Genomic DNA, 14421 nt, shown 5'->3' with positions numbered 1-14421 from the left:
ACGTTGGTCACCGGTCCACGCCTCCCATCACCGGGTCGATCCCGGCCACTGCGACGATCACGTCGGCCACCTGGCCGCCCTCGCACATCGCCGCCATCGTCTGCAGATTGGTGAACGACGGGTCCCTGAAGTGGACCCGGTACGGGCGCGTGCCGCCGTCGCTGACCACGTGCACGCCCAGCTCGCCCTTGGGCGACTCGACCGCCGCGTACGCCTGGCCGACCGGGACCCGGAAGCCCTCGGTGACCAGCTTGAAGTGGTGGATCAGCGCCTCCATCGAGGTGCCCATGATCTTGCGGATGTGGTCGAGCGAGTTGCCCATCCCGTCCGGGCCGACGGCCAGTTGCGCGGGCCAGGCGATCTTCTTGTCGGCCACCATGACCGGGCCGGGCCGCAGCCGGTCCAGGCACTGCTCGACGATCCGCAGGGACTGCTTCATCTCCTCCAGGCGGATCAGGAAGCGGCCGTAGGAGTCGGCGCTGTCCGCGATCGCGACCTCGAAGTCGTAGTCCTGGTAGCCGCAGTACGGGTCGGTCTTGCGCAGGTCGTGCGGCAGGCCGGTGGCCCGCAGGATCGGGCCGGTGGCGCCGAGGGCCACGCAGCCGGGCAGGTCCAGGAAGCCGACGTCGACCAGGCGGGCCTTGAACACCGGGTTGCCGGTGGCGAGTTTGTCGTACTCGTGCATCCGGGAGCGGAAGACCTTGACCGCCTCGCGGATCTGGTCGACCGCGCCGGGCGGCAGGTCCTGGGCGAGGCCGCCGGGGCGCACGTACGCGTGGTTCATGCGCAGGCCGGTGACCAGCTCGAAGACGTCCAGGATCAGCTCGCGGTCCCGGAAGCCGTAGATCATCAGGGTGGTGGAGCCGATCTCCATGCCGCCGGTGGCCAGGCAGACCAGGTGCGAGGAGATCCGGTTGAGCTCCATCATCATCACCCGGATGACGTTGGCGCGGTCCGGGACGTCGTCGGTGATGCCGAGCAGCTTCTCGACCGCCAGGCAGTAGGCGGTCTCGTTGAACAGCGGGGTCAGGTAGTCCATCCGGGTCACGAAGGTGGTGCCCTGCACCCAGTTGCGGAACTCCATGTTCTTCTCGATGCCGGTGTGGAGGTAGCCGATGCCGCAGCGGGCCTCCTTCACCGTCTCGCCGTCGATCTCCAGGATCAGCCGCAGCACCCCGTGGGTGGAGGGGTGCTGGGGGCCCATGTTGACGATGATGCGTTCGTCGTCGGCCCGGCCGACCGCCTCGACCACCTCGCCCCAGTCGCCGCCGGTGACGGTGAAGACCCGGCCCTCGGTGGTCTCGCGGACGTCCGCCGCCTCGGTCTGTTCATCGTGCTGGGTGTTCATCAGCTGTACGACCTCCGCTGGTCGGGAGCCGGGATCTGGGCGCCCTTGTACTCGACGGGGATGCCGCCGAGCGGGTAGTCCTTGCGCTGCGGGTGGCCCAGCCAGTCGTCCGGCATCATGATCCGGGTGAGTGCCGGGTGGCCCTCGAAGACCAGGCCGAAGAAGTCGTAGACCTCGCGCTCGTGCCAGTCGTTGGTCGGGTAGACGCTGACCACGGAGGGGACGTGCGGGTCCGCGTCGGGCGCGGTGACCTCCAGCCGGATCAGCCGGCCGTGGGTGATCGAGCGCAGGTGGTAGACCGCGTGCAGCTCGCGCCCCTTGTCGCCGGGGTAGTGCACGCCGCTCACCCCCAGGCAGAGCTCGAAGCGCAGCGCCGGGTCGTCGCGCAGGATCCGGACGGTCCTCAGCAGGTGGTCGCGCTCGATGTGGAAGGTGATCTCGCCGCGGTCGACCACCGTCTTCCCGATCGCCTCGGCCGGGTCCAGGCCCTGCTCCTCCAGGGCTCCCTCCAGCTCGTCAGCGACCTCGTCGAACCAGCCGCCGTACGGGCGTTCGCTCGGGCCCGGCAGCACGATCGGAGCGGCCAGGCCGCCGAAGCCGGAGGTGTCGCCGCTGCCCTTGGTGCCGAACATGCCCTGGCGCCGGCCGACCACCTCGACCGGGATCTCGCGGACCGGCTGCTCGCGGCGGGTCTCGGGTACCTGGTCGTTCACTGCAGCCGCCCCCGCATCTCGCTGACCGGCGTGGCCTTGAGGGCGAGTGCCTCGCCGAGCTCCTCGGCACGGCGCTTGTTGACGCCCAACGGCTCGTGCTGGATCTTGTCGTGCAGCTTCAGGATGGCGTCCATCAGCATCTCCGGACGGGGCGGACAACCGGGCAGGTAGATGTCCACCGGGACGATGTGGTCGACGCCCTGGACGACCGCGTAGTTGTTGAACATCCCGCCGGACGAGGCGCAGACGCCCATCGAGATGACCCACTTGGGGTTGGGCATCTGGTCGTACACCTGGCGCAGCACCGGGGCCATCTTCTGGCTCACCCGGCCCGCGACGATCATCAGGTCGGCCTGCCGGGGGGAGCCCCGGAAGACCTCCATGCCGAACCGGGCCAGGTCGTAGCGGCCCGCCCCGGTGGTCATCATCTCGATCGCGCAGCAGGCCAGACCGAAGGTGGCCGGGAAGAGTGACGCCTTGCGCACCCAGCCGGCGGCCGTCTCCACCGTCGTGAGCAGAAAGCCGCTCGGCAGCTTCTCCTCGATTCCCATCAGATCCCTCTCAATGCCCTCGAGTCCGCTGATACGTGGGCCGGCTCTGGCTTGTCCGCTCGTTCACAAGCGGGTGCGCAACCGGCGGACGGGTGGGGCCACCACCCCGCGCTCGGACCACCCCGCGCTCAGTCCCACTCCAGGCCGCCGCGCCGCCACACGTAGGCGTACGCGACGAAGACGGTGGCGATGAACAGGAGCATCTCGACCAGCCCGAAGATCCCCAGGGCGTCGAAGGTCACCGCCCAGGGGTAGAGGAAGACGATCTCGATGTCGAAGACGATGAAGAGCATCGCCGTCAGGTAGTACTTGATCGGGAACCGACCGCCGCCCACGGGCTGCGGGGTCGGCTCGATGCCGCACTCGTACGCCTCCAACTTGGCCCGGTTGTAGCGCTTCGGGCCGGTGAGTGAGGCCATCACGACGGAGCCGACCGCGAACGCCGCCGCGATGGCACCGAGTACGAGGATCGGCGCGTAGGCATTCATAGCCCCCGCTCCCTCCGTCCAGTCGTCCTTGACTGCAGATCGGAACCGGCAGGTCACCCTGAGGTGAAGCCGCGTTCCAGTTCCCGAGATCCACCCCATGTGAGGCAGTTCACAAACCCTGGAACGAGCGCATCCTATGCCCGTCGGCTTGTGATCTGCGACACGCAGTTCACCGCCAACTTTGTGATCTACGACACCCTTCGAATGGGATCGAATGCGAACATGCCCAGATTTGTCGACGCAAAGCAGTCAAACGATCACAAGTAGTCGCATTCACTTGTGAAGCGGCTGGTCAGGGGCGTGTTCCTATATCAACTATGCGTCGGCCGGGGCAAATTTCCGGGCGTCATGTTGACGTGTTATAGCGGCTCACTCGCAGGGGTGGCTGGGTGCCGAACGCTCGCTTGACCCTTCGTTCACAAGCGCGCGAGCCGGGCGTCGGGCGGGGTTCCCCTCCCCTTCCGCGGGCGCTCGCTGCCGGGGGTCGGCGGCGCCCTGACCGTGAGGTCGGCGGCGGCCTGGCCGGGCGGGGAGGCCGGGGGCCGGGGGCCGGGCGGGGTTGGGGGCCGGGCGGGGTCGGGGGCCGGGCGGGGGTGGGGCCCCGGCGGAGGCCGGAGGCCCGTCGGGGCGGCCGCGCCGGGGCGGTGGCAGTGGGCTGCCGAGCGCCGGGCGGGGTTGGGCGCCGGGCGGGGTCGGGGTCGGGCGGGGTCGGGGCCGGGCGGGGTCGGGGCCGGCTACTGGCGGGCCATGGCCTGCTCCCAAACCCAGGCCGCGACGCCCACCCGGTTGCGGGCCCCGATCTTGCGCTGGACGTTGGCGAGGTGGTTCTTCACCGTGCCCGGTGAGATGAACAGCCCCGCACCGATCTCGGCATTGGTCGCCCCATCCGCCACCAGCTCGGCGATCTCCCGTTCTCTCGTGGTCAGCTCCTCCGTCGGCCCGGCTTTCGGGTGCGGCCCCGTCGCCGAGGCCGCCCTCGCACCCGGCACCGGCTTCGGCTCCGCCCCCGGGAGGGTCATGTGCCGCAGGAGCCGGACGGTGATCTGCGGACTGATCAACGCGTCCCCGGCCATCGCCGCTCGGACCGCCTCGATCAGCAGCACCGGCCCCGAGCGCTTCAGCAGGAACCCGGCCGCGCCGTGCCGCAGTGCCGTGTGCACGTACTCGTCGAGGTCGAAGGTGGTCACCACGATCACCTTGCACTGGTCGGCCAACTGGCGGGTGACCTCCAGACCGTCGAGCTTCGGCATCCGGATGTCCGCGAGGACCACGTCCGGCCGCAGCCTCCGGGCCTCCGCCACCGCCGCCGCACCGTCCGCCGCCTCCGCGACCACCGCCATGTCCGGCTGGACGTCCAGGATCATCCGGAACGCGCTGCGGATGTCCGCCTGGTCGTCCGCGACCAGGATCCGAACCGGCCCTCTACCACTGCCCATGTCCCGCACCTCTCCCGTCACCGGACCACCCCGGCCTCTACGATCGCGCCGGCGCCGCGCCGGCCTCCTCCAGCGGCAGCACTGCCGTCACCCGCCAGGCCGCTGCCTCGTGCGGACCGGCCTCCAGTGAGCCGCCGAGGGCCTCCACCCGGGCCGCCAGCCCCGGCAGCCCGCTGCCACCGCCCCGGCGCGGCCGCCCCGGCGGGCCCGGTGCCCGACCGTCGTTGGTCACCGTCAGCTCCAGCCGCCCACCGCTGCGGCGGGCCCTGACCTCGACCATCCGCGCAGCCGGGGCGTGCCTCCGGACGTTCGTGAGGGACTCGACCACGATCCGGTGGACGGTGCCCTCCACCTCGCGCGGGACCGGCCCCTCCGGAAGCTCCAGCCGGACCTCGGCGCCGCCCGCCGCCGTGAACCGCTCGGCCACCTCGGCGAGTTCGGCGAGTCCGGCCTGCGGGCCGCGGCCACCGGCCTCCTCGGTGCGCAGCAGCTGTACCGTCCGGTCCAGCGAGGCCAGCGCCCGCTGCCCGGCCTGCTCTATTCGCTGGAACAGCTCGGCCGCACCGGCCGGATCGATCCCCGCCAGATAGGCCCCCGCCTGGGCCTGGGCGACCATCGCACTGACGTCGTGCGCCACGAAGTCGTGCAGGTCGTGGGCGAGTTCGAGCCGCTGCGCGCGCCGGGCCTCCGCCACCGCCCGGTTCCGCCCCTCGTCCAGGCCGCGCAGGTACAGCCCGACCAGGACGGCCGGCAGGGAGAGCATCGATCCGAAGCCGAAGAGGGTGAGCGTGTCCGCGGGCCCCTCGACGAACGCGAACCGGGACGGCCAGAGGGCGACCGCTGCACAGGCCGTCCAGGCCGCCGCCGCGCAGCGCGGACCGTCCTCCGCCCGCAGACTGACGACCACCGCCAGCAGGAGGACGGCCAACTCGGCCAGGCCCAGCAGCCCGGCCCAGCGCTGGCCCTCCGCCCAGCAGCCGAGGAGCCGGACGGCGACCGTGACCGCGACCGACACCGCCCCGAGCACCGCCGTCACGGCCGCCGCCCCGTACCGCCGCCGTGCCGCCCGGGCCGGCGGCACCAGGACCAGGAGGATCCCGGCCAGGAGCTGAGTCATCGTCACCACCTCTTCTCGACTCTTCGACTGCCGTCACACTACGACGGCCGCCGAGTGCCGCGCCTGTGCCGATCGGCATATTTCAAAGGGCGGTTGAGCAGGGCGAACAGCCCGATCGGCATCTGCCGCGAACCCCTCGTGGGCCTCCAGTCTTGAGTCATCGCACCGGCCACGGAGGCCGGGCCGAAGGGAGACCCCGCACCATGTCGAAGCTCGTGATCAACGCCCGTACCGCCCGCCCGGTCGGGGCTGCCGTTCCGGCCGTCCCGCCCGCCCCGCGCTGGGCCCGGGCCGCCGCGAAGGCCGCCGTCCTCGCCGCCGTCCCCTCCGGGCTGTGGCGGATCGCGTTCGGGTTCGGCGTCCCGGTCGGGTTCACCGGCGCGACGGCCGCGGCGTTCGACGCGCACCAGCCGGGCTGGGGCACGGTCTACTGCGTGGCCCTGAGCGCCCTGGCGGAGTCGCTGGCCTTGCTGACCCTGGGCCTGGTCCGGCCCTGGGGGCAGGTGGCCCCCCGATGGATCCCCCTGATAGGCGGCCGTCGGGTCCGGCCGCTCGCCGCGGTCGTCCCGGCGCTGCTGGGCTCGGCGGTGCTCACCTACGCCGGTGCGGCCGCCCTGTTCGGCGGCTGGGCCCGCAACCTGGCCGAGCCGGACTCCCCGCACGGCTTCGCCGCCGTGGTGATGACACTCGCCTACCTGCCCCTGGTCGCCTGGGGCCCGCTGCTCGGCGCGGTCACCCTCGACTACGCCCGCCGGACCTTGCGCAGGCGCCGGTGACGACGGCGGCAGCAGGTCACACTTCGGCCGGCTCGGCGCTCCGCCGAACGGCGTCGGCCCTGCCTTCGTCCCCGACCACGACCACGGCCGCGGCCGACCGCGGTGCGGGGGCGGTGCGCCGGCCCCACTCGGTCGCGACCAGCACCAGGGCCCCGCCGAGCAGGGCGAGCGGGCCCATCCGGTTCCCGGCGAGGGCGATCCCGAAGACGGCGGCCCACAGCGGCTCGGTGCCGAGCAGCAGGCTCACCCGTGAGGGCGACGTGGCCCGCACGGCCCACATCTGGACGAAGAAGGCGAACAAGGTGCAGAACAAGGACAGGTGCAGCAACCAGGCCCACTGGCCGGCCCCGTACGAGCGCGCGACCGTCCAGGGCGCCGGCCCGACCAGAAGCGCGACGACGGCGAACACCCCGGTGGCCACCGCGAGCTGGACCCAGGTGACGGCGAGCATGTCGGTGTCGCGGACGGCGCGGGTGCGGGCCGTCGCCAGGACGTACCCCGAGCGGACGAGGGCGGCGCCCAGCACCAGCAGGTCACCGAGCGCCGGAGGGCGCAGTCCACCGTCACCGGTGAGCAGGGCGACGCCGAGGACGGCGAGTCCCGCGGCTGCGAGGAAGGCCTTCGGCGGCGCCGTCCGGTCGAGGGCACTCTCTCCGAGCGGGGTGAGCACCATCGCAAGGCTGATGATCAGCCCCGCATTGGTCGCGGAGGTGTGCACGGCCCCGTAGGTCTCCAGCAGGAAGATCCCGCTGAGCACCAGCCCCAGGGCGGCGGCGCCGAGCCACTCGGCGCGGTTCAGCCTCCGCAGGGCGCGCCGGGCGACCAGACCGAGCAGCGGCAGCACCAGGCCGAAACGCAGCACCAGCATCGCCACGGCCGTCCCGGGTTCGGCCACCCGCTGGACGGCGAGGAAGCTCGACCCCCACACCACGGCCACGAGCAGGACCGGAAGATCACGAAGGGCCGACGAGGGCACACCCTCGGACGGGCCGGACAAGGAGACTGGCATGCGGAAGACCCCTCCGAACGGACGGAACCGGCAGGCGCGAGTACCGTACGGCGTCGGACGGACCCAGGGTCCGGGCGGAAGGCCCGGCGGTGGACGGGGCGGAGCGCGGAGCAGCGAGGCGCAATCCTCGCGCACCGGACCGCCGGTGATCAATGCCCGGCACGGGCACGGGTGGGTCAGGCGGCGAGCAGACCGTTCGCCCCGGCGATCGCCTCGATGTCGGCCGGGGTCCCGGACATGATGGTGCGGACGTGCTCGGTGACCAGCTCGGTCGGCCAGTTCCACCAGGCCGCACGGAGCAGGCGCTCGGTGTCGGCGTCGTCGAAACGGCGCCGGATCGGACGGGCGGGGTTGCCGCCGACGACGGTGTACGGCTCGACGTCGGAGGTGACCATCGCTCCGGCCGCGATGATCGCGCCGTCGCCGATCCGGACGCCGGGCAGGACGGTGGCCCCGTGGCCGAACCAGACGTCGTTGCCGACCACCGTGTCGCCCCGGCTGGGCAGGCCCGTGACGATGTCCAGGGTCCGCTCGGTCCAGCTGCCGCCGAACATCGTGAAAGGGAAGGTGGAGACGCCGACGGTCGGGTGGGCCGCACCGGCCATCAGGAAGCGGGTGCCGGTGGCGATCGCACAGTACCTGCCGATCACCAGCCGCTCGGGGCCGTAGGCGTAGAGGACGTTGCGCTCCTCGAAGCGGGTGGCGCCGTCGGGGTCGTCGAAGTAGGTGTACTCGCCGACCTCGATCCGCGGATCGGTGACGAGCGGGCGCAGCAGGACGACCCGGTCGTGGCCGGCCAGCGGGTGGAGGGAGGTGGGGTCGGGGGTGGTGGTGGCAGTCAAGCGGGCTCCTCTCGTAATGCGACTCAGGTCGCATTACGATGAGCATGGCACGGCCGCCACCCCACGGCAAGACTTAATGCGACTGGAGTCGACTTTGACCGACGACACCCACCCCTCGCCGGAGCCCCGCACCCCCACCCCGCGCCCAGGCGGCCGCAGCGCCCGGGTCCGGGCGGAGGTGGTCGCCGCCACGCTCGCCGAGGTCACCGAGAAGGGGTACGACGGACTCACCGTCGAGGCGGTCGCCACCCGCTCCGGCGTGCACAAGGCCACCCTCTACCGGCGCTGGGGCGGGGTGGACGGCCTGGTCGCCGACGCCCTGACCGCCTCCGCCGACCAGCCCTGGCCCCTGCCCGACACCGGCGACCTCCGGCAGGACCTCCGCCGGATCACCCAGGAGGTGTTCAGCGTCTTCACCGACCCGGAGCTCGGCCCCACGCCCACCGCGCTGATCTCCGCCGCCCAGCGCTCGGACACCGGCGCGGCCGCCCTGCGCGCCTTCTTCGCAGCCCGCCACCGCCAGGCGGCCGAAGTGGCGGAACGGGCCGTCGCCCGGGGCGAGCTGCCCGCCGGAACGGACGGCGCCGAGGTGGTCCGGGCCGCGACCGCGCCGCTCTACTACCGCCTGTTCGTCTCCGGCGAACCGCTGGACGCCCGCACCGCCGAGCGGGCCGCCGACGCCGCCGCCCTGGCCGCCCGCGCCGGGCTCTTCACCCCCACCACAACCGCCTCGGAGGAGAACTGACAAAGCATCACGGCCCTACCGCCCGGTGAGCCACGGCCGCCTCAACCCCTACCGCATCCCCATCCGGCCGTGGATGATGCACCCATGACAATCCAGCCGTCCACCACCCCCCGGAAGGCCCGTCACGTGAAGCGCACCCACTGGGCGCTGGTCGCCGCCGCCACCGTCCTCCCGCTCCTGGCGAGCACCGGCACCGCCATCGCGGACACCCCCGCGACCGCAGCCCCCGCCCCCGCCGCCGGTTGCACCTACACACCGGCCGTCCCGGCCGACAACTTCAAGGGCATCCCGGTGTTCGACGCCAAGAAGGCGGCGAAGCCCTACCGCGCGACCCTGCGGACCAGCCAGGGCCGGATCACCTTCGAGGCACTGACCGACAAGGCGCCATGCACCACCTTCTCGTTCCGGTTCCTCGCCGAGCACGACTACTTCGACCGGAGCCACTGCCACCGCCTCACCACCCAGCGGATCTACGTCCTCCAGTGCGGTGACCCGACCGGCACGGGCAGCGGCGGTCCGGGCTACTCCTTCCCGGACGAGAACCTGACCGGCGCCACCTACCCGGCCGGCACGGTGGCCATGGCCAACGCCGGCCCGAACACCAACGGCAGCCAGTTCTTCTTCGTCTGGAAGGACACCAAGCTCTCCCCCGCCTACACCCCGTTCGGCCGGATCACCGCCGGCTTGGACGTCCTCCAGAAGATCGCCGCCGGCGGCGAGGACGACCAGAACAACCCGGGCGACGGCTTCCCCAACCTCCCGGTGAACATCCGCAACGTGCAGATCAGCGCCCGCTGACCGGGCGGGCCGGACGGCCCCGGCCCGCCACCCGGCCGCCCGCACTCCCGTACGGTGGCAGCACCAACGACACCGCCTGGGAGCAGGAGCAGCACCGCATGGACAGCCGGATCTGGGAGAGCGTCGACCACATGGTCGCTTGGCTGGACGAGAAGGGCACGCAGTCGCCGCAGCAGGAACGGCTGCTGCGGATCCTCAAGCTCTCCGAGGAGGTCGGCGAGGTCGGTGCGGCGGTGATCGGCGCCACCGGCCAGAACCCGCGCAAGGGCGTCACCCACACCTGGGAGGACGTCCAGCACGAGCTCTGCGACGTCGTCTTCGCCGCCCTCGTCGCCCTGAGGACGCTCACCCCCGACGCGGCCCGGGTCTTCGACGAGCGCCTCACCTACGTCGAGCAGCGCTCCGCCGCCTCCCGCCAGGCAGCGCAGGCCGAGACGCAGTAGAGGGCGAAGGAGACGGCGGAGGCGCCCCCGGCACACGCGGAGCCCCCGGCACGGGCGAAGCCCTCGGCGTACGCGGCGCCCCGGGCGGTCGGAGAGGCACGAGCGCCGCTCCGACCGCGACCGGCTCAGGCGTTCGGTGCGACCCGGGCGAGGCCGTTGATCACGCGGTCCATCGCGTCGCCGCCCTGGGGGTCGGTGAGGTTGGCGAGCAGCTTGAGGGTGAAGCGCATCAGCATCGGGTGGGTGAGGCCGCGCTGGGTGGCGATCTGCATCACCTTGGGGTTGCCGATCAGCTTCACGAAGGCACGGCCGAGCGTGTAGTAGCCGCCGTACACGTCCTTGAGGATGCGCGGGTAGGCCTGGAGGGCGCGCTCGCGGCCGCCGTCGGTGACCCGGGCGAGGGCCTGGACGATGACCCCGGCGGCGATCTGGCCGGATTCCATCGCGTAGGCGATGCCCTCGCCGTTGAACGGGTTGACCATCCCGCCCGCATCGCCGACGAGCAGCAGGCCGCGGGTGTAGTGCGGCTGCCGGTTGAAGGCCATCGGCAGCGCGGCGCCGCGGATCGGCTCGGTCATGTTCTCGGGGGTGTAGCCCCACTCCTCCGGCATGCCCGCGCACCAGGCCTTGAGGACCTCGCGCCAGTCCAGCTCGCCGAACGCCGGCGAGGAGTTGAGGATGCCGAGGCCGACGTTGGAGGTACCGTCGCCCATGCCGAAGACCCAGCCGTACCCGGGCAGCAGCTTGCGCTCGCCGCCGCGGGTGTCCCACAGCTCCAGCCAGGACTCCAGGTAGTCGTCGTCGTGGCGCGGCGAGGTGAAGTAGGTGCGGTAGGCGACGCCCATCGGGCGGTCCTCGCGCCGGTGCAGGCCCATGGCGAGCGAGAGCCGGGTGGAGTTGCCGTCGGCGGCGACCACCAGCGGGGCCCGGAAGGTGACCGGCCGCTTCTCCTCGCCGAGCTTGGCGGTGACGCCGACGATCCGGCCGGTGCGCTCGTCCAGGACCGGCCCGCTGACGTTGCAGCGCTCGTAGAGCCGCGCCCCGGCCTTCTCGGCCTGACGCGCCAGCAGCTCGTCGAAGTCGGCGCGCTTGCGCACCAGGCCGTAGTCCGGGAAGGAGGACAGCTCGGGCCAGTCCAGCTCCAGCCGGACGCCGCCACCGATGATGCGCAGGCCCTTGTTGTGCAGCCAGCCGTTCTCGGTGGAGACGTCGATGCCCATGTCCACCAGCTGCTTGGTGGCGCGCGGGGTCAGACCGTCACCGCAGACCTTCTCGCGCGGGAAGGCGGTCTTCTCCAGCAGCAGCACGTCCAGACCGGCCTGGGCCAGGTAGTACGCGGTGGTGGAACCGGCCGGGCCCGCACCGACCACGATGACGTCGGCCGTGCTCTCCACGGGGCTGTCCGGCTTCGTCAGATCGGCTGCGGTCTCGGACACGTGGGCACACTCCTGGAACTGCGGCGGGGGGACGGCGGCTCTGTCTCCGGCAGTCTAGTTCCGCTCACGCCACCGGATGCGCGCCCGCCCCCGACCGCGTCCCGACCGCGTCCCGACCGCGTCCCGGACGCCGCCGGCGCACCACCGGACCCGCCACCGCCGACCCGACGGCCACCGGCCCCGACCCGACCCCACCACCGCCACGGGGCCCGACCGCCGCCGGCCCCGCCCAGGGCTATCCGACCTTGTAGGCCCGGTGCAGCGCGACGATCCCGCCGGTCAGGTTCCGCCAGGCGACCTTCGACCAGCCGTTGTCCTGGAGCCTGGCAGCCAGCCCCGGCTGGTCCGGCCAGGCCCGGATGGACTCGGCGAGGTAGACGTACGCCTCCGGGTTGCTGCTGACGGCGGTCGCCACCGGCGGCAGCGCACGCATCAGGTACTCGGTGTAGACCGTCCGGAACGGCGTCCAGGTGGGGGTGGAGAACTCGCAGATCACCAGCTTGCCGCCGGGCTTGGTGACCCGGTGCATCTCGCGCAGCGCCGCGTCGGTGTCCTGGACGTTGCGCAGCGCGAAGGAGATCGTCACCGAGTCGAAGGTGTCGTCCGCGAACGGCAGCCGGGTGGCGTCGCCCGCGGTGAGCGCCAGCTCGGGGTGGCGCTGCTTGCCCTCGGTGAGCATGCCGACCGAGAAGTCGCACGGGACGACCCGCGCACCGGCCTCGACGAAGGGCAGGGAGGAGGTGCCGGTACCGGCGCCGAGGTCGAGCACGAGGTCCCCCGGCCCGGCGGCCACCGCCTCGGCCACCGCCCGGCGCCAGGCGCGGGCCTGGCCGAGGGAGAGCACGTCGTTGGTGCGGTCGTACTTGGCCGCGACGTCGTCGAACATGGCGGCGACTTCGTGCGGCTGCTTGTCCAGAGAGGCTCGGGTCACGCCCCCCATTGTTCACCCTCACACGGACGTCCCGACCAACGGGGCACGCCGCCTCCGACACGCGCCCTGGAGCCGCCCCGACCACCGCCCCCGCCGCGCGCCCCGGCGCCGCCCCCGGAGCGGCCGCCCGACCCCGGACCCGCCACCCGACCACCGACCCCGCCGCACGCCACCCCGGCCCCGGCCCGCCCGTGCCCCCGCCCGTGCCCGTGTCCCCGCCCCCGCCCGCACCTGCGGCGCAGGACAGGCACCACCGGCCCCGGTCAGTGCTGGGCGCGCCGCCCGCCCGCACGGCGCCGCCGGCGGGACCGCTTGCCGTGGGTTATCGCGGGCATCCCGTCCGCGATCGCCCCCGTCGCCAGGGCCAGGTTGGCGGCCAGCCTGCCCTGCCCGGCGCGGCCCGCGAGGGCCTTGTGGTGCCGCCGGATGCGCAGCACGCAGATCACGAAGAGCACGACGGCCACCGGCACGCTGAACCGGGCCAGCCCCACGCCGACCGGCTGCGGGTAGGTGTCGCCGCAGATCCGCACCGCGCCCGGGTCGTCGGCGGCGTGCTCCAGGCAGACCGGGTCGCCGACCTTGGCGCCGTCCGAGAGCGGCAGCGCGGCCGCGGTGCGCGACTCCCCGGCGGCCCGGTAACTGACCGCGCTGTAGGTGCCGCCACCGGTCGGGAGCTGGGTGATCACCCCCTCGACTCTCACCGGGTGCGCCTCGATCCGGTCGGCCTGGTCGGCCTGGCGCCAACCCAGCAGGCACATGCCGACGGCCAGCACGGCGCTGAGCACGGCGGCGAGGTACCAACCACGGCCCATCCGCGGGGCGCGCGGCGGGGGAACGGTCGCGGTTCGCATGGTTCCTGTCCTGGCTTGCCTTCGGGGCCGGGGACACGGCCCCGCCGCCCGCGGGCGCGGGCGGTGGTGTGGTGAGGGTACGGAGTGAGCTGTCCGGGATCGTATCCGCTGGCGGGCCCTCAGGTCACGACGGAGGGGCAATCACTCTCCGCCGCCGGGAGCGGAGTTCGGGTGCACACGAAGGAAGTCCCGTGCGCCGCAAGGGAATCGACTTACTGACGAGTACGTCACCTGTCCCGTGGCGGCCGTCTCACCGTCGGCGGTACACCAACCGCCCGCCCAGCACCGTGGCCAGGCACCCGCCCGCCACCGGTGCGGCGGGCGCGCCCTTCTCGCCGGCGAACACCGCGAAGTCCGCCCGGCCCCCGGCCGTCACCCGCCCGTACACGGCATCGGCGAACGGGAGTACGACCAGCGGGTCCACGGACCACGCCCCCTCCCCCGCCTCCGACGGCCCCCCGGGCACCACGGACGCCCCCGGCGACCCGCCGGGGCCCAGCCCCACGACCCCCGACCGTGCCACCGCCGTCCGCACCGCGGCCCGCTCGAAGGGCCCGGCCACCGCCGTCACCCCGCACCCCAGCATCCGCTGGAGCCCGCGGCGCGCACTGGCCCCGCACCGCGCCTCGTCCACGCACCCGACGAGCCCGTCCGCCACCGGATCGAGGCCGACCTCCTCCCGCGGGTCCGGGTGGTACGCGCGTTCCAGCAGCCGGTGCCCGTACGGATGACGCAGTCCGGGCGCCAGGACGGCCGCCCCCCAGTCCCGCACCCGCGCGCCGGGGTGCGCGGCCGCCAGGTCCCGGTACGGCCCGACCGCCTCGACCCGCTCGCCGCGCACCACCACCGCCCCGTCCGCGATGGACGGGGCGGTGGGATCGGCCGGGTCGGGCAGCACGAACGCCGCCCGGTGCAGGGTCAGCACCACGGGGGACGG

The 14421-nt window shown here is 73.0% G+C and carries 15 protein-coding genes and 1 pseudogene; 4 read left to right on the top strand and 12 right to left on the bottom strand.

Annotated elements, in window-relative coordinates:
- Positions 1–7: 7 nt before the first annotated feature.
- From ACH5AR_RS29595 to ACH5AR_RS29570, 6 genes and pseudogenes are all read right to left on the bottom strand, one after another.
- Positions 8–1348: an NADH-quinone oxidoreductase subunit D gene (locus ACH5AR_RS29595; protein WP_396304593.1), complete on the bottom strand. Its 1341-nt coding sequence runs from the start codon at positions 1346–1348 to the stop codon at positions 8–10.
- Positions 1348–2148: pseudogene (locus ACH5AR_RS29590) on the bottom strand (NADH-quinone oxidoreductase subunit C); the annotation flags it as partial. The gene ACH5AR_RS29595 and the pseudogene ACH5AR_RS29590, both read right to left, overlap by 1 nt.
- Positions 2058–2612: a NuoB/complex I 20 kDa subunit family protein gene (locus ACH5AR_RS29585; protein ID WP_396304592.1), complete on the bottom strand. Its 555-nt coding sequence runs from the start codon at positions 2610–2612 to the stop codon at positions 2058–2060. The gene ACH5AR_RS29585 and the pseudogene ACH5AR_RS29590, both read right to left, overlap by 91 nt.
- Before the next feature lie 128 nt (positions 2613–2740).
- The gene (locus ACH5AR_RS29580) at positions 2741–3100 is read right to left on the bottom strand and encodes an NADH-quinone oxidoreductase subunit A (protein WP_030060100.1); all 360 of its coding nucleotides are present in this window, start codon (positions 3098–3100) and stop codon (positions 2741–2743) included.
- Positions 3101–3834: 734 nt separating this feature from the next.
- Entirely contained in the window at positions 3835–4536 is a 702-nt protein-coding gene (locus tag ACH5AR_RS29575) for a response regulator (protein WP_396304591.1), read from the bottom strand.
- A gap of 37 nt (positions 4537–4573) precedes the next feature.
- Entirely contained in the window at positions 4574–5653 is a 1080-nt protein-coding gene (locus tag ACH5AR_RS29570) for a sensor histidine kinase (RefSeq protein WP_396304590.1), read from the bottom strand.
- A 203-nt stretch (positions 5654–5856) separates the two neighbouring features.
- On the opposite strand from ACH5AR_RS29570, the gene ACH5AR_RS29565 reads away from it, so the two are divergent.
- The gene (locus tag ACH5AR_RS29565) at positions 5857–6429 is read left to right on the top strand and encodes a hypothetical protein (protein ID WP_396304589.1); all 573 of its coding nucleotides are present in this window, start codon (positions 5857–5859) and stop codon (positions 6427–6429) included.
- A 16-nt stretch (positions 6430–6445) separates the two neighbouring features.
- Here ACH5AR_RS29565 and ACH5AR_RS29560 read toward each other — a convergent pair whose 3' ends face one another.
- Positions 6446–7438 carry a DMT family transporter gene (locus tag ACH5AR_RS29560; RefSeq protein WP_396304588.1) on the bottom strand — a complete coding sequence of 331 codons (993 nt, stop codon included), beginning with the start codon at positions 7436–7438 and terminating at the stop codon, positions 6446–6448.
- Positions 7439–7614: 176 nt separating this feature from the next.
- Positions 7615–8280, bottom strand: coding sequence for a CatB-related O-acetyltransferase (locus tag ACH5AR_RS29555; RefSeq protein ID WP_396304587.1), 666 nt, complete (start codon positions 8278–8280; stop codon positions 7615–7617).
- 94 nt (positions 8281–8374) lie between these two features.
- Here ACH5AR_RS29555 and ACH5AR_RS29550 point away from each other — a divergent pair, with 94 nt between their 5' ends.
- The 3 genes from ACH5AR_RS29550 (at position 8375) to ACH5AR_RS29540 (ending at position 10266) form a co-directional block, all read left to right on the top strand.
- Positions 8375–9025 carry a TetR/AcrR family transcriptional regulator gene (locus ACH5AR_RS29550; RefSeq protein WP_396304586.1) on the top strand — a complete coding sequence of 217 codons (651 nt, stop codon included), beginning with the start codon at positions 8375–8377 and terminating at the stop codon, positions 9023–9025.
- 84 nt (positions 9026–9109) lie between these two features.
- Complete coding sequence (locus ACH5AR_RS29545; protein WP_396304585.1) at positions 9110–9823, top strand: peptidylprolyl isomerase; 714 nt, start codon at positions 9110–9112, stop codon at positions 9821–9823.
- Between the two features lie 98 nt (positions 9824–9921).
- Positions 9922–10266, top strand: coding sequence for a MazG-like family protein (locus ACH5AR_RS29540; protein WP_396304584.1), 345 nt, complete (start codon positions 9922–9924; stop codon positions 10264–10266).
- 125 nt (positions 10267–10391) lie between these two features.
- Here ACH5AR_RS29540 and ACH5AR_RS29535 read toward each other — a convergent pair whose 3' ends face one another.
- The 4 genes from ACH5AR_RS29535 to ACH5AR_RS29520 form a co-directional block, all read right to left on the bottom strand.
- Entirely contained in the window at positions 10392–11681 is a 1290-nt protein-coding gene (locus ACH5AR_RS29535; protein ID WP_396304620.1) for a geranylgeranyl reductase family protein, read from the bottom strand.
- A gap of 256 nt (positions 11682–11937) precedes the next feature.
- Positions 11938–12633 (bottom strand): demethylmenaquinone methyltransferase, encoded by a 696-nt coding sequence (locus tag ACH5AR_RS29530; RefSeq protein ID WP_396304583.1) that lies wholly within the window; start codon positions 12631–12633, stop codon positions 11938–11940.
- Positions 12634–12896: 263 nt separating this feature from the next.
- Entirely contained in the window at positions 12897–13484 is a 588-nt protein-coding gene (locus ACH5AR_RS29525) for a hypothetical protein (RefSeq protein ID WP_396304582.1), read from the bottom strand.
- 250 nt (positions 13485–13734) lie between these two features.
- The gene (locus ACH5AR_RS29520) at positions 13735–14412 is read right to left on the bottom strand and encodes an imidazolonepropionase-like domain-containing protein (protein ID WP_396304581.1); all 678 of its coding nucleotides are present in this window, start codon (positions 14410–14412) and stop codon (positions 13735–13737) included.
- Positions 14413–14421: the final 9 nt, after the last annotated feature.

Source organism: Kitasatospora sp. NPDC018619 (assembly GCF_044391605.1).
Lineage (GTDB): Bacteria > Actinomycetota > Actinomycetes > Streptomycetales > Streptomycetaceae > Kitasatospora.
The sequence above is the reverse complement of the archived record's forward strand: the minus strand, read 5'-3'. Positions and strand labels throughout refer to the sequence as shown.